The organism is Vibrio sp. Isolate24, assembly GCF_022398215.1.
GTDB lineage: Bacteria > Pseudomonadota > Gammaproteobacteria > Enterobacterales > Vibrionaceae > Vibrio > Vibrio coralliilyticus_A.
Map to the genome: position 1 here is coordinate 365,564 of NZ_JAKEUU010000003.1, position 22,493 is coordinate 388,056.

Sequence of the window (22,493 nt, forward strand, 5' to 3'; positions counted from 1 at the left end):
TACCAGGTATCAAGCGAGCCCTTCATATGATTTGCTCAATAAATTTGCTGCTTTCATAAGCAAAGCCAGCGTGCCTGTCTACTATCGATGGATTATTTACCAATAAAAGTCTGGTTATAGTTGTGTAATTGCGAAGAATTGTGGATCATTAGCCGTTATATGTTTGGCGTCGCTAATGACGAACACAAACACTATTTTTCTCTGACAATACTAAAATAATTGAGGTGCTATAGATGAGTGAAGCTGAGGCTCGTCCATCGAACTTCATTCGCCAAATCATTGATAAAGATTTAGCGGATGGTAAACACACTAGCGTGCATACTCGTTTCCCGCCGGAACCGAACGGTTACTTGCATATCGGTCATGCTAAGTCAATTTGTTTAAACTTTGGTATTGCTCAGGACTATCAAGGACAGTGTAATCTTCGTTTTGATGACACGAACCCTGAAAAAGAAGACGTTGAATACGTTGAGTCTATTAAGAATGATGTGAGCTGGTTAGGCTTTGAATGGGATGGTGAGATTTGTTACTCATCAAACTACTTCGATAAGCTTTACGAGTACGCGGTTGAATTAATTGAGAAAGGCTTAGCGTATGTTGAAGAGCTAAGTCCTGAGCAGATTCGTGAATACCGTGGAACGTTGACAACACCGGGTAAACCAAGCCCATACCGTGACCGCAGTGTGGAAGAAAACTTAGCGTTATTTGAAAAAATGCGCAAGGGTGGCTTTGAAGAAGGGAAAGCGTGCTTGCGTGCGAAAATTGACCTTGCGTCTTCTTTCATCGTACTGCGTGATCCTGTTCTATACCGTGTTCGCTTTGCTGAGCACCACCAAACGGGTGATAAGTGGTGCATTTATCCAATGTACGACTTCACACATTGTATCTCGGATGCGCTAGAGGGGATTACTCACTCTTTATGTACGCTTGAGTTCCAAGATAATCGTCGCCTATACGATTGGGTACTAGAGAACATCTCTATTGATTGTCAGCCACGCCAGTACGAGTTCAGCCGTCTAAACCTAGAATACACGGTGATGTCTAAGCGTAAGTTGAACCAGCTTGTGACTGAAAACTTAGTCAACGGATGGGATGACCCTCGTATGCCAACTATTTCTGGCTTGCGTCGCCGTGGCTTCACGCCTGCATCGATTCGTGAATTTTGTAAGCGTATTGGTGTCACTAAGCAAGAAAACATGATTGAGTTTGGTTCACTAGAATCTTGTATTCGTGATGATCTAAACGAAAACGCGCCTCGTGCTATGGCTGTGCTTGATCCAGTTAAGGTTGTTATCGAAAACTATGATGAAGGTAAGGTTGAAATACTCAGCGTTGCTAATCATCCTAACAAGCCTGAGATGGGTGAGCGTGAAGTACCATTCACCCGTGAACTTTGGATTGAACGTGAAGACTTCCGCGAAGAAGCGAACAAGAAGTACAAGCGATTGGTTTTGGGGAAAGAAGTGCGCCTACGTGGTGCTTACGTGATCAAAGCAGAGCGTATCGAAAAAGATTCAGAGGGTAATATTACCACCATCTACTGTAGCTACGATGTAGACACTTTGGGTAAGAACCCAGCTGATGGCCGTAAAGTGAAAGGTGTTATTCACTGGGTATCGGCAGATAAAGGCCTACCTGCTGAGATTCGCCTATACGATCGCTTGTTCACAGTGCCAAACCCAGCAGCAGCCGATAACTTTGCTGAGACAATCAACCCTGACTCACTTGTTGTGATGAATGGGTTTGTAGAACCAAGTCTAGCTACCGCCGAAGCTGAAAAGGGTTACCAGTTTGAGCGTATGGGCTATTTCTGCGCAGACTCAAAAGATTCTTCCGCAGATAAGCTAGTCTTCAATCGCACTGTAGGTCTACGTGATACCTGGGCGAAAATTGAAGCAAAATAAGCGTTAAATAAAACAGCCAGTCATATGACTGGCTGTTTTATTTGATAAAAGAAAAGCGCTCATGATTGGAACGCTTGTCTAATTCGTTATTTTTTCAATTTATGTGCATCTGGGTTGTCGCGGCAGCTGCCATCTGCACATTTACCGTAAAGGTATAAACTGTGGTTTGTCAGAATGACATTATACTGAGCCGCAATCTCTTTCTGACGTTCTTCTATGATGTCATCTGCAAATTCGATCACTTCCCCACAATCCAGACATACTAAATGGTCATGGTGGTGCTGGGTAGATAGTTCAAAAACTGATTTGCCGCCTTCAAAATGGTGGCGAGTAACAATACCTGCATCATCAAATTGGTTCAGAACTCGATAAACTGTCGCAAGCCCGATCTCTTCTCCAAGATCAATGAGCTTTTTGTACAGTTCTTCAGCGCTGATATGTTGGCATTCCGGCTGTTGGAGTACTTCTAAAATCTTCAGTCTCGGAAGTGTAACTTTAAGACCAGCGTCCTTAAGAGCTTGGTTATTGTCTGACATAAACTTTCCTGTTGATGATCTGCGGTAATTAACAGAATTCAATATTCCTATCATTATAGGGCAGTACAAGATAACAATAAACCACGAAGTTCAAAGGGTTACTAGTATTTTTTTATAAACACGTGTAGCGTCACTGATAAAACACATCAGACCAGTTACAATTGTTTAACATCTAGTTATGAAGGCTCTATTTCAGGGATGAAAGAATGAATAAATCACTAGCTAAAATTTACAAGCCTGGAATCGTAAAGTTTGCTCTTAATGTCTGGCCTCCATTCTGGGGAGCTGGCATCAGGATCATTTCAATAAGCGAAGATTTTCGTCAGGTCAAAATGAAACTCAAACTGCGCTGGTGGAATAAAAATGCGAACCGCACTCAGTATGGCGGCAGTATTTTTTCTCTGACTGACCCTGTTTATTCACTAATGCTGATGGGAATTTTAGGTGAGCGTTACTATGTGTGGGATAAAGAAGCGAGTATTAACTTTATAAAGCCAGGGCAAAGTGATCTCTACGCAGACTTTATTGTCTCTCAGGAGTTGCTTGATGATATTTTACTGAAAACATCGAATGGAGATAAGTGTTTCCCTGAATTTGTGATTTATGTAAAAGATGAAACCGGTAATGTGGTTTCGGAGGTGCAGCGTAAACTTTATGTGCGCAAAAAGCCTCAATATCGAGAAGAAGAAGCCGAAGAACACGCTGTATAGGTAAATGCTCACTGACCATGGAGTGTGTTCATGCGGAATACCTTTGAATTGTTGTTTTCTATTCTGACTCACTTCTAAATACCTACCGCTGTTTTAAGTGTTGCAAAGTAACCCCATTTTCTGCCACAGAGTAATGACTACCATTCCCCCTCTCATCATATATTTACCGTATTGACCGACGTTAAACCATGATTCAATCTTTTTTTTATATGTAAAAATACTGATGATTTTGTTTGTTTTTAAGCCCCCAAATAATGCAATGATCAAGATCTTATAACTGAGAAAGTTCCTTTCTTAATTATTTTTATGCGAGTGACTTCAAAGTTGTCTGATTGATATTTTATTATAAACATTTGATTTTTAATATCTTTATTGTTTTTGGCTTGGTATTGTTATTGATAATTAGACCTCGATCACTATGTTTATAAAAATTTGTAGCGGGTCATATTTTTTTATCTTGAAATTAAGTTCTGATTGATGTTTTTTGTCGCGAAGTTAGTCTTAGAATCATGGATACACTGGGTGTATGCAGAAATTAGAAAGTGAGCGATAGTCATTAATCTTTTACTTTCGACATAGGAAATGATTCTCCCTTCGGCGGCCAACTTAAGGTGAGAACAACAAAAACAGCTATATCCATTTTTAGGAGTTTTTCCATGGAAAAAATGTTCAAACGCACTCTTCTCGGTGCAGCAGTGGCGATGGTTTCTACAGGTGCATTGGCAGCTGAATCATCTCAGGTTGGTATCATCTCTGACTTCAACGTACAAGCTTATGGTGTGGCAGCGATCTCAGTCGTTAACTACGATTCTGAAGAGACGAAATCGGGTGTGACGACTGATACTGGCACCGGTTACGATTACGAAAATGAATCACGTATTGGTTTCCGTGCCAGTAAAGATATGTTTGAAAACCTCAATGTCTTTATGCAGATCGAATCAGGTTATGTTGGTGAAAATGGAGATGGAGCATCACTGGGTAACCGTGATACTTTCCTAGGCCTACAAGGTGATTGGGGTAAAGTCCGCTTTGGTCGTATGTTAACACCTATGTACGAAGTAATTGACTGGCCTTACGCAAACCCAGGTTTGGGCGCTGTATGGGACTGGGGTGGTGATGTAAAGTATAACCGTGATCGTCACGGTGATATGGCACGCTACGATTCAGTTGATTACAATGGTTTTACTTTCAATCTCGCAACAGGTCGTGGCGACTCAAGTGTAAAAGATAACTACTTCTATGGTGCGGCAGCACATTATCGTCTGAATGACAGCATTACATTCCATGCTGCATTAGAGACGGAAACCGATCGCCAGTTAACAGCAGCAACAGCTGCAGGTACATGTTTAGAAGCAGCAGGTTGTGGAACTGGTATTTCGTTTGGTGATGCTACTGCGGCAACAGATGCAACAATTGCCGATACTTTTGGTTATCTAGTTGGCTTTGAGGCATCACTTCCAGCAGGCTTTGGAATCGCAGGTGCATATAAGGCTGGTGAATCTGATGTACAGGGTGGAGACAAATCTGAGCAGGCTTCTTACTCAATCATTGGTCAATACTGGACAGGACCATGGGGCTTTAAGCTAGGTTACGCAGCCAATATGGACTCAGAAACTGCTGGTGTTAAAGCAAACAACGAAGACAGTGTTGTATCTGGTCAGTTAATGTATGTTCACAATGGTTTCGTACCCTACGTACGTATTGCGCAGCGTGATATCTTATCTTCCGACGGTTCGACAAACACAGAAACTATGGTTGTACGTGTTGGTCTAGAGTACGGTTTCTAAGACTTTATCTATTTTTATTCTTAATGATACGCGCTGGCCTTAGTTGGCCAGCGTTTGTTGTATTGAGAAGTAGAGCCTGAAGATAAAGGTAATTCTATAGTATATAACGGAGTTATTTCCAGGGTGGTTTATATGAAGAAAATTATTTTAGCGTCATTGCCTTTATTGATGGTAGGTTGTACTACATTAGATTCAACAAGTGACTTTACTGATTCAGTAAAACGCATTGAATCTAAACAGAATTATCGAATTATTGTTGGTAAATCATTAACACCGGATACACTTGAAGTGAATGGTGGGCAGTTGGTTAAGTCATCACTAGAGCTGAATTACGTAGAGCCGACACAGAGCAAAAATGTGCCGGATTCTTTTATTAAAATGGAGCTGCAGTACTTTAAAAATTATAACGAATTTAAAACAGTGATGGTTGAGGGCAGTAGTCAAGAAGTGGCACTTAAGCCTTATGCAGCCTCAGCGGAAACCTGTAGTGATGTATGTACTCAAACTCAGTATGTCAGATTTCCAGTGCCTAGCCAGCTTCTCGCACAGCAGCCGTACCAAGATCTCAAGTTTGATGTGAGCGCGTCGAATGCTAATAATATTACGTTCTCTATCCCATCAGGTTACATTGAAGCGATTGTGAACAGTGCCAATTCTAATGTAGCTCCGGCTGTGCTAGCTGCTCCTGTTGCTACTGCCGCAACAGTGACTCCTGTGGCTCAAAGCTCGTCTTCAAAAGCGATAGAGATGACGCAGTATTGGTTTAAGGAAACGGCAGAAGAACAACGTGATGAGCTATTGAGCTGGGCGGTTGAAAATCGCAACTCGACCAAATTGACGCTTGAAACCACTTCCAAGCAACAAGAAATGTTTGGTTACTGGTATGGAAAAGCAACGAAAGAAGAAAGAAAAACACTCATTAAACAACTACTAGAATTATAAAAAGAGAAGGAGCCGAAAGGCTCCTTTTTTATCTCATTACCGTACCATTGCTATTTTCACATATAACGATCGGCATACGTTCAACTACTCCTGAATTTAATTCACATTTCACTATTGGGCCAGAAGCAGTGCTTCCTACGGGTGATTGTGCAGCTACCGAAAAACTAAAAATAAGACTACAAGCTAACGCAAAGAAATATTTCATAATAAACACCTCATTTAAAATCTCATTAAAGAGATGCTTATTAGTATGTCGCTTAATGGTAAAAGATCAAAAAAAGTTTAATTATTAAAAATTTTCTTTAATAAATAACTCTTACTTTTTGTGAGAAATAAATTAATAAGTCGATGATATATTTAGAATGGTATTTCTTTTAGGTAAAAAGGCTGAGCTTGATTAAGGCTGTTTTCATATAAAAACAGTCACTTAATTCAAGGTGGGAATGATTTAAGTTATTGATATATTGAGTTTTTTCTTGGTATTGAGTGGTTGCAGAATGAAAAAGGCCCTTTGTTCAGGCAAAGGGCCTAATAATAGAGGTTAATTTTTTGCTTCTATGGTAAGAACAATGCCATTTACTTGGGTGATTTCAACCATGGTTCCTGCTGGAATTGATTGGTTAGTTTGTGCCGACCAAGTTGTATCACCCACCTTGATTCGGTGCTTTCCTGGTGTGAGATCAGATTCTATCAAGATTTTCTGACCGATCATTTGCTTCTGCTTTTGGTTTAAATCCCGTTGTTGATCGTCAGAAGCATCTTGCTTGAATTGCTTTCTCCACCATAACCAAGTAGTCATCAGTGAAAAGATGCTAAAGGCGCTCCACTGTAGCTGCCAACTCATTGGAATAAATGTGAGTAAAATACCCACAATTAAGGCTGACAGCCCAAGCCATAAAAAATAGCCAGCGGTACCCAGCAGTTCGATAGCAAGTAAAGCTAGCCCGAAGGCTAGCCAATGCCAATGATTGATACTGTCTAGTAACTCAAACACATTAGCCTCTACTTAGTTGACTCGTTCGAGTGCTTAAACATTTCGGCGATACCCGCAACAGAGCCCATTAGCCCCGAAGCTTCAAGTGGAAGCATGATGATCTTGCCATTCTCAGCTTGGCCGATTGACTTAAGTGCGTCGGTGTAGCCTTGAGCAATAAAGTAATTAACCGCTTGCATGTCACCCTTAGCGATCGCTTCTGACACCATGGACGTAGCACGCGCTTCGGCTTCCGCAGCACGCTCACGAGCTTCGGCTTGTAATATAGCGGCTTGTTTATCACCTTCTGCTTTTAATATTTCTGATTGCTTGTGACCCTCGGCCTTTAATATTTCAGCCTGACGAACCCCTTCTGCTTCGAGTACTTCTGCACGCTTGTTTCGCTCCGCCTTCATCTGGGCATTCATTGCAGCGGTAAGATCTGACGGCGGTTGAACATCTTTAATTTCGATACGGGTAACTTTTACCCCCCAAGGATTAGTCGCTTCATCGACAATGGAAAGTAACTTGCTGTTGATCATGTCGCGTTGACTGAGCATTTCATCAAGCTCCATCGAACCAAGTACAGTACGGATGTTGGTGAGGGTTAAATTTCGAATAGCGTGTTCAAGGTCGTTCACTTCATACGCCGCTTGGGCAGCATCGATGACTTGGACGAAACAGACGGCGTCAATCGTTACATTCGCGTTATCTTTAGAAATGACTTCTTGAGCTGGTATATCAAGCACGCGCTCCATCATATTGATCTTTTGACCAATACCATCAATAAAGGGAATGATGATATTTAGGCCTGGTTTCAAAGTGTGTGTATAACGGCCAAAACGTTCGACGGTCCAGTGATTACCTTGGGGAACGGTTTTAACACCTGCGATAATAAATGCGATGACGACAATAAGAAAAATGCCGATGGTAATGAGAGAGTCAATAGCCATATCTGATTCCTTGTATAAGTTATTATGTCGATTGTTGCTTAATTCATGTGGTAGCACAATGACATAATGAGAACCAAAGCTAGATTTAGGAAAAATAAAAGCCGGATAAGCCGGCTTTTATTGATGAATTTGAAGTGTCTAGTAGAGGATAGAGTATAGCTGGCGTCGATACTTGCCAGCAATTGGGTTTCCTTGCCCTAAAGCAGCGAGAATATCCATAAAGTGTTTCTTTATATCGCCATCAAGTGCATTGAGATCATATCTTAGCAGGTTCCAAAGTAGCTCTAATGCTTCTTCATCTCGGTTAACTTGATGGTAACTTAGAGCCAGTTCGGCTGCTGTTTGGGCATCATTAGGGTTATCTTGTAGCGCTTGCTCAAGCGATTGGATTTCAGGGCTATTCGCTGCTTGGTCGTGCAATTCTAATTTTGCTATCAATCCTTTGTAATAATTATCTTGATACTCTAGAGGGATGGTATTAAGCAGTGCCTTGGCTTGGTCAAACTTCTGCATCTCTAGCAAACAGTCGGCAAGGGCAAGTTTTACATCACCTTTTTGCTTTAGTTCTTCCGGCAAGTCTTGAAGTAGAGGTAACGCTTTAGCATGTTCACCCGCTTGTACAAAATCCATTGCCTGCTTGAGATTTAGTTCGTCTTGACTGGGTAAATGTTTAGCTAACATCGCTTGGATTGCAGCAAGGTCCTGCGGGCCTCCTAAACCATCAACGGGTTGACCATTAACGAACAGTGCAATGGTTGGTAGTGCCTGGACACCAAACTGGCTAGCGATCATCTGTTCTTGTTCACAGTTCAAGAGCGCTAGTGTAAAAGCTCCGTTGTATTGTTGAGCTAGGGTTTGTAGCTCTGGAATAACTTGCGCGCTTTCTTGGCTCATTGGCGCCCAAAAATGAATCAGGACTGGCGTTTGCATTGAGCCTTCCAGCACTTGACGGAAGTTTTGCTCGTTCAATTCCACAATAAAAGGAGATTGCATTTGGTGATTCCTTGCAAAGAGTTTGATACATCAAACATATGGGCAGTTACTATAGATATCAAGGGAGTAGCAGATACAAAAACACCGCTGTTTAAGGCGGTGTTTTTGCTGACTAATGCAAGCGAAGGTGTTTATAAAACGATAAACAAAGTTAGCGCAACACCCACACTTAGCCAGTTTAGCTGGTTCAATGTCATGTTTTTTTACCGAATGTAACGCTTATAGGAGGTCATGAAGTGAGCAACTTCACGGTGTAAGTTATCGTCTTATTATTACGAAAAAATTACACTCGGTGATTTATTTTTAAGCAGCTCGTCGCAAAATGTCATCGAGTAGCCGACTCGGAAGTAGCCGTTTCAGTACAGCAAAGACTTTTGTTGGAGTGGTAACGCGGTAGCGAATTTTCGGTTTATCTGATTCTAGAGCATGTAGGAGAGGGGCGATGCATGACTCGGCTGGTAGGACAAATGAGTTGTTCGATGATTCTTTTGTTAGCCTCTCTAACTGCTCTTGATATTGCTTTTGATGCACGCTTGAGTTGATATCAATCCATTTGGTAAAAGCTCGCAGGGCATTTTTTCTAAACTGGGTTTCTATCGGGCCGGGCTCGATCAAACAAATCTCTATGCCGCTGCCTTTTAGCTCCAAGCGCAACGTATCAGTCCAGCCTTCTAATGCAAACTTAGATGCATTATAGGCTCCGCGATATTTCATTGCGGCAAAGCCTAAAACTGAGCTGTTCTGGACAATTCTCCCTTTGCCATTTTGGCGCATACTAGGCAGGACCTCTTGAACCAGTTGGTGCCAGCCAAAGAAGTTGGTTTCGAATTGCTCACGTAAAGCTTGTGTTGGCAGATCTTCCAAGGCTCCAGGTTGCCCGTATGCGCCATTATTGAACAAGGCATCCAACTGTCCATTCGTTAGCTCTAACGTTTGTTTCACTCCTTTGGAGATGCTGTTACTGTCGGTAAGGTCAAGTTGAATGCAGGTTAACCCTTCATTACGTAAGCGCTCAACGTCATCGGCGTGTCGACAGGATGCGATGACTTGATAGCCTTTTTGATGCAGAGCATGAGCACAAACGTGGCCGATCCCCGTGGAACAGCCTGTGATGAGAATAGATTGAGACATGAATTCCTTTCTTTTAGCTCGTAGAGATAAGCTAGAGTAAAAGATTACTCGTGATGTTGTAATAGATTTTTTAGCGCGGGCTCTACTCGGGAGTAGCTAAAGCGAAATCCCAGTTCGGTAAGCTTTTTGGGCTTGGCGCGAATACTGTCAAATAGGAGGGAAGAGCTTTCACCCATAACGAAACGAAGAGCCCATTTAGGGGTAAACAGAAAATGAGGTCGATTGAGGGACTTTGCCAATGTTTGGCTAAATTGCTTATTGGTCACTGGGTGAGGCGCGCATAGATTAAACTCGCCGTGGGCATGTTCGGTTTCGAGTAAATACACGATGCCTCGAACCATATCCAGCATGTGTATCCACGGCATGTATTGTTGACCACTGCCTATCGGCCCCCCTAAGCCCAACTTGTAGGGCAATAACATTTTGCCTAATGCGCCACCATCTTGCCCAAGTACAATACCAGTTCTTAAAATACAGACTCGGGTTGACTCTGAGCGAGCGCGATTGGCTATTTGTTCCCATTTTGCGCAGACATAATGAGGGAAACCTTCATGATGAACATGCAAAGCTTCATCGAATGGATGATCTTGTTGATCACCATAATAACCCACCGCAGAACCGCTGATGAGCACTGCTGGTGGGGAGGTGCTGGCGTGAATCAAATCAACGAGCTTTTCGGTGATACTCCAACGGCTATGACAGATTTTCTCTTTTTGTTGCTTGCTCCAACGCTTGTCTGCAATGGGTTCTCCTGCAAGGTTGACAACAGCATCAAATTCATTGAGATCGCGGTACTGTTCTAGGCTGGAAATATAAGTGACATTGCCCAGATCCGCATGAGTAACTAAAGACTTTGCTTTAGCAGGGGAGCGAGTCAGTAAAACCACTTCGTAGGTTGTGAAGTGTTTCAGTAATTCCTTGCCAATAAAGCCAGTGCCCCCAGTGAGTAGTACTTTCATTCCGATCTCCTTTCAACCTCCATAAATGCCATATAACTCAACAGACAAAAACGGTAATTCTAATAATTATAGCGAGTTAGCTGTAATTCGGATCACTGATTATGCAAAACTAATGATTATCACATAATTAACATTTTGTGACTTTTCTTAGTCATCTCGCTATGCGAGTCACATCAAGTGCGCGATCCATTTGCCATCATATCCAAGAACTTCACGGATAAGAGGTGTCTATGCAAGCAATTGCCGCGCTGTTAAAAGCGTTTCTTGGCAGTTTACGAGACTTACTGCCCATTGTTGCTGTAATTGCTTTTTTCCAGTTAGTTGTGCTGCAAGAGCCGCTACCCAACATGCTCTCGATATTGTTTGGCCTAATGTTGGTCGTGATGGGATTAACCTTTTTTATCTTTGGGCTCGAGATGGGGTTGTTTCCGATTGGAGAGTCGATGGCTCAAGCGTTTGCTCGAAAGGGGAGCGTCTTTTGGTTGATGATCTTTGCTTTCTGTTTAGGTTTTGGAACGACGGTTGCTGAACCCGCTTTAACCGCGGTGGCGGGCGAGGCTGCAGAAGTTGCAGCAGAAGGTGGAATGATTGCGTCTGAAGCCGTAGCAATGGATGATTACGCAAATGGCCTACGTTATACCGTTGCTTTATCCGTTGGGATTGCCATTATGCTCGGCGTGTTACGCATCCTAAAAGGCTGGTCGATCCAATACATGATTATTGGTGGCTATGTTGGAGTTGTGGTGCTGACTATGTTTGCTCCTGAAAGCATTATTGGCGTTGCTTACGATTCTGGTGGAGTGACAACGTCAACCATAACCGTGCCTCTGGTAACCGCTTTGGGGGTCGGTTTGGCATCGGCGATTAAAGGGCGCAATCCAATGATCGATGGTTTTGGCTTAATTGCTTTTGCTTCATTACTGCCCATGATGTTTGTCATGGTTTATGGGATGGTGGTGGCATGATTGAGTGGTCACATTTCTTTGATACTTTCTTAGGCACGATCAGTGACGTTATTCCGATTGCATCGATCATTTTCGGCTTTCAGTTTGTCGTATTACGCCGTCCGGTGACCAATCTACCTAAAGTTTTGCTTGGCTTTGGTTATGTTATTTTGGGGCTATCTCTATTTCTTATTGGATTGGAGCTTGCACTGTTTCCTCTTGGGGAAACCATGGCTACACAGTTAACTGCTCCGTCGTTTTTGCAAGAGTTCAGAACCAGCATATCGGGATCGATTGGTTGGCAGGATTACTATTGGGTATATTTATTTGCTTTCTGTATCGGCTTTAGTACCACGATTGCGGAACCATCTTTGATTGCCGTTGCGATTAAAGCCAACCAAGTATCGGGAGGCTCAATAAGCGTGAATGGTTTACGCATCGCTGTGGCTTTAGGCGTGGCAATTGGTATTTCTTTAGGTAGCTATAGAATCGTAGTGGGGGATCCTATCCATTACTATATTATCGCTGGGTACATTATCGTTGTTATTCAAACTTTCTATGCCCCTAAGTTAATTGTCCCGCTTGCTTATGATTCTGGTGGTGTCACGACATCCACTGTCACTGTGCCTTTGGTCGCAGCTCTAGGTTTAGGGCTTGCTTCTACTGTTCCCGGTCGAAACCCCATGATCGACGGCTTTGGTTTGATTGCCTTTGCCAGTTTATTCCCGATGATTTCTGTTATGGGCTATGCCCAAATCACTCGCTGGCTCAATAGAGATTCAGCGCAGGAGGATAGTGAAAATGCGCTTTAAATTGATACTGGCTTTTGTTGAAGACAGTAAAACGGAGAAGGTTCTGGATGCGGCCCGAAATGCCGGTGCAACAGGAGCGACGGTGATCAACAACGCTAGAGGTGAAGGTTTGAATAAAAAACGCACCTTTTTTGGCCTGACGTTGGAAGTTCAAAAAGATGTGTTGCTGTTTGTCGTAGAGGAACACCTGTCGCGTCATATCCTAGAAACGATCAGTGATGTTGGTGAATTTGATTTGGAATCCGGACAAGGTATCGCTGTGCAGATCGATATTGAGGATGCTGTTGGTGTTGCGCACCAAGTAGAGAAGCTAACCAAGGTAGTAGAGGACGAACTATGAGAGCTCAGGAAATAATCCGAGTACGGGATGTTATGGCCAGTACTTATGTCATGATTGATGGTCTAACAACTGTTAGAGAAGGCATTCAGTTAGCGCGTAGTCATGAGGTTAAGGCTCTGGTGGTGAATAAACGTCACGATGATGATGAATATGGCTTAGTACTAATGAATGACATTGCGAAAAAAGTGCTGGCGAAAAATCGTTCACCAGATCGGATCAATATCTACGAAATCATGACTAAACCCGCACTGTCTGTGGATCCCGAAATGAACGTCAAATATTGTGCTCGCTTATTTGAGCGTTTTGGAATAAGTCGAGCGCCAGTAATTGAAAATGGTCAGGTGATAGGAATGGTAAGCTACAACAATATTGTGATTAATGGTATGGCGAGAGATGACTAACTCATATTGAGTCCGTACAATAGCCTCAGTTTTATTGAGGAGATAATGTCGTGAAGTTGTTTTTTGCCTCAGACCTGCACGGAAGTTTGCCGGCAACAGAAAAAGTGCTCACTGAATTCGAAAATTCCGGAGCACAACATCTAGTTTTATTGGGTGACCTTCTTAACCATGGACCGAGGAACCCCATTCCAGAGGGTTATAACCCTCCGGCAGTAGCTCAACGACTTAACCATTATTCTGCGCAAATCATCGCTGTTAGAGGCAATTGCGACAGTGAAGTCGATCAGATGCTACTGTCTTTTCCAATGATGATGGATTATGCGTGGGTTTTATTAGAAACGGGTCAGCGTTTGTTTCTGACGCATGGCCATTTGTTTAATGCGGATAAAAGACCCACTCTGCAGCACGGTGATACAATCGTTCATGGCCATACGCATGTCCCTGTCTCTGAATGGCAAGGAGAGCAAATAATCTTTAACCCAGGCTCAGTGACCTTCCCGCGTAACGGCTTTGAGCCTAGTTTTGGTCTCTATGAAGAAGGGGAGTTAAAAGTCATCACCTTCGATGAGCAGTTGCTAGCCTCGGTAAAACTATAAAGTCTGCCCGTGAAAGCGGGCACTTGTTACTTACTGTCAGAGTGTCCTAGGTCTCTTTCAGGATCAATAATATCTCGGACTCTTTGTTTGAGTGTTTTCGCTTCTGGGAAGCCCCCATCTCGCTTTCTTTCCCAGATAAGCTGCTCATTACAGTGAATTTCAAAGCGGCCGCCCGTATCAGGGTGCAGAGAGACAGTTTCGATTTCTTCACTGAAGGTATGCAGCAATTCCTGAGATAACCAAGTGGATCTCAACATCCAGTTACATTGGCGACAGTAATAAATATCAATTTTGGCTTTGTTCATAATCACTCATATTAATAACTTAATGCCAACCGCGAAGGTCAGCAATTCAAAACAAACCTTAATTACTTGATTACTATAACGAGTGGTTAGGTAAGCTCCTAGTCCGCCACCAAGGAAAGAACCGAGTAATAAGATAGGCAACCATGGCCAATAAATGGGGGCACCAGCTTGGGTCACTGCAGCACCGCCTATTCCATTCCAAAACAAGCCGACGCATATCATGGTTAAAGCCACAGCCTGTTTGTAGCTGTATCCAAACCAACGAACTAAGAATATGGTAACTAACAGCCCCGAACCGGCAGTGAGGGAGCCATTAATTATCCCAATAAAAATGAGCCCTAACCCGCCCAATATCCAACCTCGAGCATGACGATTGATTGGAAGTTCTTGCTGACCTAGTTGCTTTTTGAAGCGAGAGTAAATGCCTATCGCTAAAATCATCAGGCCCAGCATAGTTTCGGCAAGTGGTTCTGGAATCATTAGCACGATATTCGCACCGATGATAACCCCTACGCTACCGACAATAACCAAAAAGAAAGCGACTTTGATATCTATGGTTCTTTGCTTGATATGAGTAAACGCTGCGCCGATACCCAGAGCAACACTTGCAACTTTATGAGTGGCTAGGGCGACCGAAAAAGGCAAACCAAAGAAAATGAGCAATGGGAATTGCAGGAGTCCGGCTCCACCGCCAGACAGAGCTGCAAGCGTGTTTGAGATAAATGAGCCAATCAACAGCCCAATTGAGTGAATCCAATCCATGATGATTTAGAGGAAGTTAGGGGAGCGTCATGCTCCCCTTTGGTCGAAGTTAGTTAGAGAAAAGTACAGTAGAACCATGACTTAAGCTAGTTAGAAGCAACGTTTTCTCATTGACAATATCGATACGACGACTCTGTTGCGCATCCATTTTAAAGATCTGTGTGATGAGCTTGAGTTGGTCTGCAGTGAAATCTTTGCTTTGGGCTGAAGAAACATCTTTGAACTCGATGGGCGATACCAGCAAGTAGTTATCACTAATGTCCCACTCTCCAGTTTCAGAAATGTTGATGATGTTTTCACTTTCTGTATTGTTGGCATATAAGCGAACAGTAGCAACACGCATATAGCTACCATTAGGTAGGTATTTCACATTAGACGTCACATCCACTTTACGAAGTGGGCCTACGGACTCTTCTTGGAGGCTGTCTGTTATCACAGTCACCATTTTCGATTGCCATTCTTTCGCTGTGAGTACTTGCTCAACTTTCAGATCACTTCCCCAGTAAAGCCAGCCACTTAATAGCGCTGATAGAGCAAGTAATCCAGCTGCAATTTTCTGATTCATATCATTATTCCTATTGGCAAACTTTACTGAGATCTTGTTGGTCAGCAAAAATACGAACCGTGATATTTTCACCTGAGCTGTCTAGTGAATGAATGTAATTCAACACTAGTTGATTATTTTGGCCACCCGTTGCAATCACTTCAACCGGAGCAACTGTCGCATGAGCAGAATTGTAGCGTTTCACGCACTGCTTAATGGATGGGTACCATTGACTCAGATCAGGATGACTGATTGGGGTTTTGACTGGAATATTGTCGTAGACCGCAACCTGACGGAATTTAGATTCAGCGGGATTGGTAAACAAAATCACACAGAGAGGCAATAATATCGCCACAAGCAGCATGATACGTATTGCCCATTTTGGTCTTGCTTTATTTTGAGTAGCAGTCTGTGGTGTTGGAGCTGCAATCGGGAGGGGATTTATGTCAACTACCTGTGGCTCTGCCGTCAACTCATTCACCAGTTCTTCAGGCTCTTCTATCCTTTCTTCTACTGAAGATGTATCACTATTCATAAACGGAGTAGTACGCTCAACAGGACAGATAAGTTGATAGCCACGCTTTGGCACCGTTTTTACATACTGGGGGGATTTGGTTGAGTCCTGAAGCTGTTTACGCAAAGTTGATATGGCTTGAGTTAAGCTTGAGTCATCCACTTCGAAGCCTTGTTCGCGCCAAACAAAGTCATGCAGCTCATTACGGGATACGATTTCATTAGGCTTTTCTGATAGTAAAAGCAGAATTCGGCTTTCATTACTTCCCAGACGAATGATTTCATTGTCGTTTAATTTGTCCACCAAAGAATTCGTATTGGGGTCAAAAGTGAATCTGTTAGCAAGATTGAACTTAGTGCCTATGTTACTCATTAGATATGGCCATTATTGTTGTATAAGTTTCATCAGATGCGCAAATCCCCTGTTGCAGGGAGGTAACGTTTAGTTTTTTTGATTTTTTTGAGGTGCAAGAATAGTCAAGATTATACCTAAAAAACACTGTTTTTATGATTTTTGACCTTGAATTTACAATTGTCACCCTCATGTTAGCTTGCAGGTTATATCAGTATCGACCTCGTTGACAATGTGGACGGTCGATAAATATAGATGTTATGGAGTTAGCATGAGCGATACAGCAACACAAAACAAAGAAACTCGTGGCTTTCAATCTGAAGTAAAACAGCTACTTCATTTAATGATTCATTCTCTTTATTCCAATAAAGAGATCTTTTTGCGTGAACTGATTTCAAACGCATCAGACGCGTCAGATAAGTTGCGTTTTCAGGCACTATCTAATCCTGATTTATATCAAGGCGATGCTGAATTAGGTGTAAAGCTGTCATTTGATGAAACAGCAAATACGCTGACTATTTCTGATAATGGTATTGGGATGAGTCGTGATGATGTCATCGAACATCTGGGTACGATTGCAAAGTCAGGTACCGCTGAGTTTTTCTCAAAACTGTCTGAAGAGCAGTCTAAAGATTCTCAATTGATTGGCCAGTTTGGTGTCGGTTTCTATTCTGCGTTTATTGTTGCAGACGCAGTAACCGTTCGTACTCGCGCAGCAAATCTACCTGCGGAGGAAGCGGTTCAGTGGCATTCGGCAGGCGAAGGTGAGTACACCATTGAGACAATTTCAAAAGAGTCTCGTGGTACGGATATCATTCTGCACATGCGCGATGAAGGCAAAGAGTTCCTTAACGAGTGGCGTCTACGTGAAGTGATCGGCAAGTACTCGGATCATATTGGTATCCCTGTTGCGATTCAAACTGCAGAGCGCGACGAAGAGGGCAAAGAAACGGGCGAGAAGAAGTGGGAGCAAATCAACAAAGCTCAAGCTCTTTGGACACGTAACAAATCTGATATCTCTGAAGAAGAGTACCAAGAGTTCTACAAACATGTTTCACACGACTTCGCTGACCCACTTGTGTGGAGCCATAACCGTGTTGAAGGTAAGAACGACTACACCAGCTTGCTGTATATCCCATCAAAAGCGCCATGGGATATGATGAACCGCGACCATAAATCAGGCCTCAAACTGTATGTGCAGCGCGTATTTATCATGGATGATGCTGAGCAGTTCATGCCTTCATACTTACGTTTTGTTCGAGGGCTAATAGATTCAAATGATCTGCCACTAAACGTGTCGCGTGAAATACTGCAGGATAATAAAGTAACGCAATCTCTGCGAAACGCATGTACTAAGCGTGTGCTTACTATGCTTGAGCGCATGGCAAAAAATGACGAAGAAAAATACCAGTCGTTCTGGAAAGAGTTTGGCCTTGTATTGAAAGAAGGCCCAGCAGAAGACATGAGCAATAAAGAAAAAATTGCTGGTCTGCTGCGTTTTGCTTCTACAGAAGTTGATTCTTCAGAACAAACCGTCGGTCTTGCATCATACGTGGAGCGCATGAAAGAAGGTCAGGATAAGATTTACTACTTGACCGCAGATAGTTATGCCGCCGCGAAGAACAGCCCACACCTTGAGCAATTCAAAGCAAAAGGTATCGAAGTTATCTTGATGTTTGATCGTATTGACGAGTGGTTGATGAACTACCTAACTGAGTTTGATGGTAAGCAGTTCCAGTCAATCACTAAAGCGGGTCTTGATCTGAGCAAGTTTGAAGACGAAGCTGAAAAAGAAAAGCAGAAAGAAACTGAAGAAGAGTTTAAGTCTGTCGTTGAGCGCACCAAAGAATACCTAGGTGAGCGCGTTAAAGAAGTTCGCACGACCTTTAAACTGGCGAGTACTCCTGCTGTTGTGGTGACGGATGATTTCGAAATGGGCACACAAATGGCTAAGCTGCTTGAAGCCGCTGGTCAGGCTGCACCTGAAGTGAAGTACATCTTCGAAATTAACCCAGACCATGAGCTGGTCAAGCGAATGGCAGATGAAGCTGATGAAGAAGCATTTGGCCGTTGGGTGGAGGTGCTTCTTGGGCAAGCGATGCTGGCAGAGCGCGGCTCGATGGAAGATCCATCTCAATTTGTAGGTGCCATCAACTCGCTTTTGACTAAGGGCTAATAGTCAAACGGTAACAAAAAGCTCGCATCATGCGGGCTTTTTGATTTATTTGCGCTAATCGTGAATAAAACAACGTAAGTTTGCAGCTTAATGTGAGTGTTTAAGCATTCTTTAGTCGTAAGCTGAGCGACGCGAACAGATTGTGTGATAGAATGCAATCTTGAAACAAAGTGAGCAGGCGTGTAATGTGCACGCCTGTTTTATTGTCAATTGAAAGAACAGTTATACCGAAACTTACCGTGAGCTAAGGCTGTTGTTTGTTATGAACACCATAGTGAGCTTCGGTATAAATCATCATTATCTTAAGAGGATTCAACATGCGCATCATTCTTCTAGGTGCTCCAGGTGCGGGTAAAGGCACACAGGCTCAATTCATCATGGAGAAATACGGTATTCCACAAATCTCTACTGGTGACATGCTACGTGCTGCTATCAAAGCGGGTACAGAGCTTGGTAAACAAGCGAAAGCTGTAATCGACGCTGGTCAGCTAGTTTCTGATGAAATCATCCTTGGTCTAATTAAAGAGCGTATTGCTCAAGATGACTGCGAAAAAGGCTTCCTACTTGATGGTTTCCCACGCACAATTCCTCAGGCTGATGGCCTTAAAGAGATGGGCGTTGATGTAGACTACGTGATTGAGTTTGACGTAGCTGATGACGTTATTGTCGAGCGCATGGCTGGTCGTCGTGCTCACCTACCTTCTGGTCGTACTTACCACGTTGTTTACAACCCGCCTAAAGTTGAAGGTAAAGACGATGTTACCGGTGAAGATCTGGTTGTACGTGATGACGATAAAGAAGAGACAGTACGTGCGCGTCTAGGCGTGTACCATGAGCAAACGGCACCTCTAATCTCTTACTATGGTAAAGAAGCTGACGCTGGTAACACTAAGTACCTTAAGTTCGATGGTACTAAGCAAGTTGCTGAAGTAAGTGCTGATATTGAGAAAGCACTGGCTTAATTTTGCTAACGGCAGAATTTAAAAGTTTGTTATAGTGAAAGCGACCTATCTGGGTCGCTTTTTTTATCGCTACACATTGATCGATAAAGAAGTTTCAAACGTAAAGCCTCTTTTAAAGTGTCGATAGGGTTCTATGCAAAATAATAAAAAACAAGGTGTATTATTGGTTAACCTGGGTACACCAGATGCACCTACAGCTCCGGCAGTAAAACGTTTTCTCAGTCAGTTCTTGCATGACCAAAGGGTTGTGGATATGACTCGTTGGGTGTGGTGCCCGATTCTCCATGGCGTTATTTTACCAATACGTTCACCGAAAGTTGCCAAACTGTACGAGACGGTTTGGATGGAAGAGGGATCTCCTCTTCTTGTTTACTCCAAGCGCCAAGCAGAAAAACTCGCGAGATCTATCGATATTCCTGTTGAATTGGGGATGACTTATGGAAATCCTAGCCTTCAGTCTGGGCTTGAATCACTGATAGAAAAAGGGGTAGAAGAGGTAATAGTCCTCCCTTTGTACCCTCAGTATTCAAGCACAACCACGGCTGCCGTATCGGATGGTCTCACCAAGGCCTTTAAACAGCTCCCCGTGATGCCTGGTTATAAAGTTATTCGCGATTATCATAACCACCCTACCTACATTAAAGCGTTGGCTGACAGTGTGAAACGCTCTTGGGCAGATAAAGGACGCGGTGACTATTTACTGTGTTCATATCATGGTATCCCGCAACGTTACGCTGATAACGGGGATATATATCCAAAGCATTGTGAAACAACCACTGAGTTGCTACGACTAGAGTTAGGTTTGAGTAAAGACCAGATTGGGATGACGTATCAATCTCGATTTGGCCGAGAGGAATGGTTGCAGCCATATACGGATAAAACGCTAGAAAAATTGCCTGAGAAAGGGATTAAGAAGCTCGATATTATGACGCCTGCTTTTTCCGCCGATTGCTTAGAAACCTTAGAAGAGATCTCAGAGCAGTGTCAGGAGATATTTTTTGAGGAAGGAGGAGAAGTTTTTAACTTCATTCCATGTTTAAACGATGATGAGCTTCATATTCAGATGATGGTTGAGTTAACCACTCAAACCTAAAGAGAAAACCGATCTAGAATCTCGTCAGTCATCATAACGCCCTTGCTTTAAAGCAAGGGCGTTTGCTTTACTGTTTATTCTGGTGTTGGCCACATTTCCCAGAGTTGGGACTCCATCGTTTCCTCAACACTATCGCTAATCAAGGAAAAGAAATCCAAGCCAGTCTGCTGCTCAACATCATCAACAGTTGTGACAAAGTTGCCTAATTCGCTGCTGGAAACATCACGATGTGGAACGACAAAAGCAATGGCATCATTAAAGTATGGGTCGAGAATGACTTTATAAAAAGCACTTGGAATAACGACATTATCACCAATACTCGCTTCATTTCCCCGATAAATTGGGCCTGTTACCACATAAAGCTCATTATACTCATTGGCTAAATCTCGTACATGCTCTTCCAGTATTCGCCAGCCAACACGATTAAAACCCGGTAGTTGAGGTGACATATTACTCATTAAAAAGCTTTGCGTCATGGATTCTTGGCTAAAGTCCATGGTGGCCGAGGGAGCAAGATGGCCCCTGTCATAGCCTGAAGCGCTGTAATCGTTGAGAGTTGAGCGTGCATAGTCTGGTAGCTCAGTATCTTCTTTAAAGCTGTTACTGCGTTTATAGCTCGCATTCACACTCTCTGCTGTGATGTGATAAGCAACCCAATCGGCGTTTTTTTTCTGATAGTTGTAACCTACAGCGTAGCCGCTGCGGCAAAGAACTTGATCTGAATGATAGGAAGGTAAACCCACGTCTAAGTGTTGTCCGCAGGTTTGTGCTGTAACTGGTAGCGAAAAGACAACAGCAAGACTGAGTAAAATAGTATTTTTCATTATTATGCTCCTCGTTATTGGAGCTATGAAAAATAAAGCAATTTGTCAGTAGTGCTGTGATGTTGGTTGAAAGGTAATCAATATTGAGTGTGGTATTGAATATGTGAATATTCACTATGTGAAAGAAAAGCATTTCACAACAGATTTCATTAACATATTCTCTGTAATCAATAAGTTGAGTTTACCCCCTAGGGGCATGGTTAGTAGGACCTGTGAAGCGAATATCCTGCAGATTAAAACCCAATTCAATATCCGTTTTTAACGCGGCAACTTGTTTACATCGGCGTGCTGAGTCGATATGTGTCTCTAGTTTTTTACGATATTTGGTCGCTAGTTGCTCAGAGGTATAAGCTTGTTCTATGTCATCAAATTGATTGAGGATCTCTTTAGCCGCTTTTGGTCCAATACCAGGGACGCCGGGAACTTGGCTAGAGCTGACTCCTGTTAAGCCCCAGAAGTCGGCCAACTGAGAGGGAGATACACCAAACTCTTTTTCAATAAAAGGCTCGTCAAGCCAGCGATGTTGGAAGTAATCACGGATCTGTAAGGTAGGCGATAGTAGCTGGCAGTAGCCTTTATCTGTCGAAATGATGGTCACTTTTTGGTTATGCTTTGCCACTTTCATTGCGAGTGTGGCTATAAGATCATCCGCTTCATCACCTTCTGACAACAATGAATCGATCCCTAGTTCCCACCAAGCTTCCTGAATAGCATCCAATCCATTGAGTAAAGGCTCTGGCATAGGTTTTCGGTTTTGTTTGTATTCAGGTAATACCTCTGCGCGCCAACCTCTCTCCTGTAGGTGATGATCAAAAACCGCGATGATATGTGTTGGCTGTGATTCGCTGATAATACGGTTCAGCGTACGCGTGGTTGTGGTGATAGTTCTTGTTATATCGTTAGGATCGGGCTGTGCTGAGTGGACGCGCCGAATGAGGTTCAATGCATCGATAATAACAAGATGAATAGACATAAAAATCA

Annotated in this window: 24 protein-coding genes; 12 read left to right on the forward strand and 12 right to left on the reverse strand. The window is 43.0% G+C overall.

Annotated elements, in window-relative coordinates:
- The first annotated feature begins 233 nt into the window (after positions 1-233).
- On the forward strand, positions 234-1,904 hold the full coding sequence (gene glnS / locus L1D23_RS14375) for a glutamine--tRNA ligase (protein ID WP_239867438.1): 1,671 nt from the start codon (positions 234-236) through the stop codon (positions 1,902-1,904).
- Positions 1,905-1,990: 86 nt separating this feature from the next.
- Here glnS and fcrX read toward each other — a convergent pair whose 3' ends face one another.
- Positions 1,991-2,440: a ferric iron uptake transcriptional regulator FcrX gene (gene fcrX / locus L1D23_RS14380; protein WP_239837543.1), complete on the reverse strand. Its 450-nt coding sequence runs from the start codon at positions 2,438-2,440 to the stop codon at positions 1,991-1,993.
- Positions 2,441-2,646: 206 nt separating this feature from the next.
- Here fcrX and L1D23_RS14385 point away from each other — a divergent pair, with 206 nt between their 5' ends.
- From L1D23_RS14385 to L1D23_RS14395, 3 genes are all read left to right on the forward strand, one after another.
- On the forward strand, positions 2,647-3,150 hold the full coding sequence (locus L1D23_RS14385) for a DUF4442 domain-containing protein (RefSeq protein WP_239867441.1): 504 nt from the start codon (positions 2,647-2,649) through the stop codon (positions 3,148-3,150).
- A gap of 656 nt (positions 3,151-3,806) precedes the next feature.
- Complete coding sequence (locus L1D23_RS14390) at positions 3,807-4,937, forward strand: porin (RefSeq protein ID WP_239867444.1); 1,131 nt, start codon at positions 3,807-3,809, stop codon at positions 4,935-4,937.
- Between the two features lie 132 nt (positions 4,938-5,069).
- A complete protein-coding gene (locus L1D23_RS14395) occupies positions 5,070-5,879 on the forward strand; it encodes a DUF2057 domain-containing protein (protein ID WP_239867447.1) in 810 nt (269 codons plus the stop codon).
- A gap of 541 nt (positions 5,880-6,420) precedes the next feature.
- On the opposite strand, the gene L1D23_RS14400 is transcribed toward L1D23_RS14395, so the two are convergent.
- The 5 genes from L1D23_RS14400 to L1D23_RS14420 form a co-directional block, all read right to left on the reverse strand.
- A complete protein-coding gene (locus L1D23_RS14400) occupies positions 6,421-6,873 on the reverse strand; it encodes an NfeD family protein (protein WP_239867450.1) in 453 nt (150 codons plus the stop codon).
- An 8-nt stretch (positions 6,874-6,881) separates the two neighbouring features.
- Complete coding sequence (locus L1D23_RS14405; protein WP_239867453.1) at positions 6,882-7,805, reverse strand: SPFH domain-containing protein; 924 nt, start codon at positions 7,803-7,805, stop codon at positions 6,882-6,884.
- Positions 7,806-7,943: 138 nt separating this feature from the next.
- Positions 7,944-8,798, reverse strand: a complete 855-nt coding sequence (locus L1D23_RS14410; RefSeq protein ID WP_239867455.1) for a co-chaperone YbbN — start codon at positions 8,796-8,798, stop codon at positions 7,944-7,946.
- A 303-nt stretch (positions 8,799-9,101) separates the two neighbouring features.
- Positions 9,102-9,929 (reverse strand): SDR family oxidoreductase, encoded by an 828-nt coding sequence (locus L1D23_RS14415; RefSeq protein WP_239867457.1) that lies wholly within the window; start codon positions 9,927-9,929, stop codon positions 9,102-9,104.
- 44 nt (positions 9,930-9,973) lie between these two features.
- Positions 9,974-10,888, reverse strand: coding sequence for a TIGR01777 family oxidoreductase (locus L1D23_RS14420; protein WP_239867458.1), 915 nt, complete (start codon positions 10,886-10,888; stop codon positions 9,974-9,976).
- A gap of 230 nt (positions 10,889-11,118) precedes the next feature.
- Here L1D23_RS14420 and L1D23_RS14425 point away from each other — a divergent pair, with 230 nt between their 5' ends.
- The 5 genes from L1D23_RS14425 to yfcE are packed head-to-tail and all read left to right on the forward strand — an operon-like array spanning position 11,119 to position 13,981.
- Positions 11,119-11,853 carry a DUF1538 domain-containing protein gene (locus tag L1D23_RS14425; RefSeq protein ID WP_239837552.1) on the forward strand — a complete coding sequence of 245 codons (735 nt, stop codon included), beginning with the start codon at positions 11,119-11,121 and terminating at the stop codon, positions 11,851-11,853.
- Positions 11,850-12,644: a DUF1538 domain-containing protein gene (locus L1D23_RS14430; protein WP_239837553.1), complete on the forward strand. Its 795-nt coding sequence runs from the start codon at positions 11,850-11,852 to the stop codon at positions 12,642-12,644. Before L1D23_RS14425 ends, L1D23_RS14430 begins: the two co-directional genes overlap by 4 nt.
- Positions 12,634-12,984 (forward strand): P-II family nitrogen regulator, encoded by a 351-nt coding sequence (locus tag L1D23_RS14435; protein ID WP_239837554.1) that lies wholly within the window; start codon positions 12,634-12,636, stop codon positions 12,982-12,984. Before L1D23_RS14430 ends, L1D23_RS14435 begins: the two co-directional genes overlap by 11 nt.
- Positions 12,981-13,385, forward strand: coding sequence for a CBS domain-containing protein (locus L1D23_RS14440; RefSeq protein ID WP_239837555.1), 405 nt, complete (start codon positions 12,981-12,983; stop codon positions 13,383-13,385). Before L1D23_RS14435 ends, L1D23_RS14440 begins: the two co-directional genes overlap by 4 nt.
- A gap of 50 nt (positions 13,386-13,435) precedes the next feature.
- Positions 13,436-13,981, forward strand: coding sequence for a phosphodiesterase (gene yfcE, locus L1D23_RS14445; RefSeq protein WP_239867460.1), 546 nt, complete (start codon positions 13,436-13,438; stop codon positions 13,979-13,981).
- Between the two features lie 26 nt (positions 13,982-14,007).
- Here the strand turns inward: yfcE and L1D23_RS14450 are convergent, their stop codons facing one another.
- From L1D23_RS14450 to L1D23_RS14465, 4 genes are read right to left on the reverse strand one after another with little or no spacing between them, the layout of a single operon-like run.
- Positions 14,008-14,286: a SelT/SelW/SelH family protein gene (locus L1D23_RS14450; RefSeq protein ID WP_239867462.1), complete on the reverse strand. Its 279-nt coding sequence runs from the start codon at positions 14,284-14,286 to the stop codon at positions 14,008-14,010.
- A 6-nt stretch (positions 14,287-14,292) separates the two neighbouring features.
- Positions 14,293-15,048, reverse strand: coding sequence for a sulfite exporter TauE/SafE family protein (locus L1D23_RS14455; protein WP_239867465.1), 756 nt, complete (start codon positions 15,046-15,048; stop codon positions 14,293-14,295).
- A gap of 49 nt (positions 15,049-15,097) precedes the next feature.
- Complete coding sequence (locus L1D23_RS14460; RefSeq protein ID WP_239837559.1) at positions 15,098-15,613, reverse strand: regulatory protein ToxS; 516 nt, start codon at positions 15,611-15,613, stop codon at positions 15,098-15,100.
- Positions 15,614-15,623: 10 nt separating this feature from the next.
- On the reverse strand, positions 15,624-16,478 hold the full coding sequence (locus tag L1D23_RS14465; RefSeq protein WP_239867468.1) for a transcriptional regulator: 855 nt from the start codon (positions 16,476-16,478) through the stop codon (positions 15,624-15,626).
- A gap of 250 nt (positions 16,479-16,728) precedes the next feature.
- On the opposite strand from L1D23_RS14465, the gene htpG reads away from it, so the two are divergent.
- From htpG to hemH, 3 genes are all read left to right on the forward strand, one after another.
- A complete protein-coding gene (gene htpG, locus L1D23_RS14470; RefSeq protein ID WP_239867471.1) occupies positions 16,729-18,633 on the forward strand; it encodes a molecular chaperone HtpG in 1,905 nt (634 codons plus the stop codon).
- 317 nt (positions 18,634-18,950) lie between these two features.
- On the forward strand, positions 18,951-19,595 hold the full coding sequence (gene adk, locus L1D23_RS14475; protein WP_239867474.1) for an adenylate kinase: 645 nt from the start codon (positions 18,951-18,953) through the stop codon (positions 19,593-19,595).
- Positions 19,596-19,728: 133 nt separating this feature from the next.
- Positions 19,729-20,688, forward strand: a complete 960-nt coding sequence (gene hemH / locus L1D23_RS14480; protein WP_239867478.1) for a ferrochelatase — start codon at positions 19,729-19,731, stop codon at positions 20,686-20,688.
- A gap of 74 nt (positions 20,689-20,762) precedes the next feature.
- Here the strand turns inward: hemH and L1D23_RS14485 are convergent, their stop codons facing one another.
- Both L1D23_RS14485 and xni read right to left on the reverse strand, forming a co-directional pair.
- Positions 20,763-21,512, reverse strand: coding sequence for a DNA/RNA non-specific endonuclease (locus L1D23_RS14485; protein ID WP_239867481.1), 750 nt, complete (start codon positions 21,510-21,512; stop codon positions 20,763-20,765).
- 181 nt (positions 21,513-21,693) lie between these two features.
- A complete protein-coding gene (gene xni / locus L1D23_RS14490) occupies positions 21,694-22,485 on the reverse strand; it encodes a flap endonuclease Xni (RefSeq protein ID WP_239867485.1) in 792 nt (263 codons plus the stop codon).
- Between the last annotated feature and the right edge of the window lie 8 nt (positions 22,486-22,493).

Excerpts from the sequence above, each read along its gene's own strand:
- L1D23_RS14385 (WP_239867441.1), top strand. The coding sequence starts at position 2,647 with ATGAATAAATCACTAGCTAAAATTTACAAGCCTGGAATCGTAAAGTTT.
- xni (WP_239867485.1), bottom strand. The coding sequence starts at position 22,485 with ATGTCTATTCATCTTGTTATTATCGATGCATTGAACCTCATTCGGCGC.
- L1D23_RS14425 (WP_239837552.1), top strand. The coding sequence starts at position 11,119 with ATGCAAGCAATTGCCGCGCTGTTAAAAGCGTTTCTTGGCAGTTTACGA.
- adk (WP_239867474.1), top strand. The coding sequence starts at position 18,951 with ATGCGCATCATTCTTCTAGGTGCTCCAGGTGCGGGTAAAGGCACACAG.
- hemH (WP_239867478.1), top strand. The coding sequence starts at position 19,729 with ATGCAAAATAATAAAAAACAAGGTGTATTATTGGTTAACCTGGGTACA.
- L1D23_RS14405 (WP_239867453.1), bottom strand. The coding sequence starts at position 7,805 with ATGGCTATTGACTCTCTCATTACCATCGGCATTTTTCTTATTGTCGTC.
- L1D23_RS14460 (WP_239837559.1), bottom strand. The coding sequence starts at position 15,613 with ATGAATCAGAAAATTGCAGCTGGATTACTTGCTCTATCAGCGCTATTA.
- L1D23_RS14395 (WP_239867447.1), top strand. The coding sequence starts at position 5,070 with ATGAAGAAAATTATTTTAGCGTCATTGCCTTTATTGATGGTAGGTTGT.
- glnS (WP_239867438.1), top strand. The coding sequence starts at position 234 with ATGAGTGAAGCTGAGGCTCGTCCATCGAACTTCATTCGCCAAATCATT.
- L1D23_RS14415 (WP_239867457.1), bottom strand. The coding sequence starts at position 9,929 with ATGTCTCAATCTATTCTCATCACAGGCTGTTCCACGGGGATCGGCCAC.
- L1D23_RS14450 (WP_239867462.1), bottom strand. The coding sequence starts at position 14,286 with ATGAACAAAGCCAAAATTGATATTTATTACTGTCGCCAATGTAACTGG.
- L1D23_RS14455 (WP_239867465.1), bottom strand. The coding sequence starts at position 15,048 with ATGGATTGGATTCACTCAATTGGGCTGTTGATTGGCTCATTTATCTCA.
- L1D23_RS14435 (WP_239837554.1), top strand. The coding sequence starts at position 12,634 with ATGCGCTTTAAATTGATACTGGCTTTTGTTGAAGACAGTAAAACGGAG.
- L1D23_RS14440 (WP_239837555.1), top strand. The coding sequence starts at position 12,981 with ATGAGAGCTCAGGAAATAATCCGAGTACGGGATGTTATGGCCAGTACT.
- L1D23_RS14430 (WP_239837553.1), top strand. The coding sequence starts at position 11,850 with ATGATTGAGTGGTCACATTTCTTTGATACTTTCTTAGGCACGATCAGT.
- L1D23_RS14485 (WP_239867481.1), bottom strand. The coding sequence starts at position 21,512 with ATGAAAAATACTATTTTACTCAGTCTTGCTGTTGTCTTTTCGCTACCA.
- L1D23_RS14465 (WP_239867468.1), bottom strand. The coding sequence starts at position 16,478 with ATGAGTAACATAGGCACTAAGTTCAATCTTGCTAACAGATTCACTTTT.
- fcrX (WP_239837543.1), bottom strand. The coding sequence starts at position 2,440 with ATGTCAGACAATAACCAAGCTCTTAAGGACGCTGGTCTTAAAGTTACA.
- L1D23_RS14420 (WP_239867458.1), bottom strand. The coding sequence starts at position 10,888 with ATGAAAGTACTACTCACTGGGGGCACTGGCTTTATTGGCAAGGAATTA.
- htpG (WP_239867471.1), top strand. The coding sequence starts at position 16,729 with ATGAGCGATACAGCAACACAAAACAAAGAAACTCGTGGCTTTCAATCT.
- L1D23_RS14390 (WP_239867444.1), top strand. The coding sequence starts at position 3,807 with ATGGAAAAAATGTTCAAACGCACTCTTCTCGGTGCAGCAGTGGCGATG.
- L1D23_RS14410 (WP_239867455.1), bottom strand. The coding sequence starts at position 8,798 with ATGCAATCTCCTTTTATTGTGGAATTGAACGAGCAAAACTTCCGTCAA.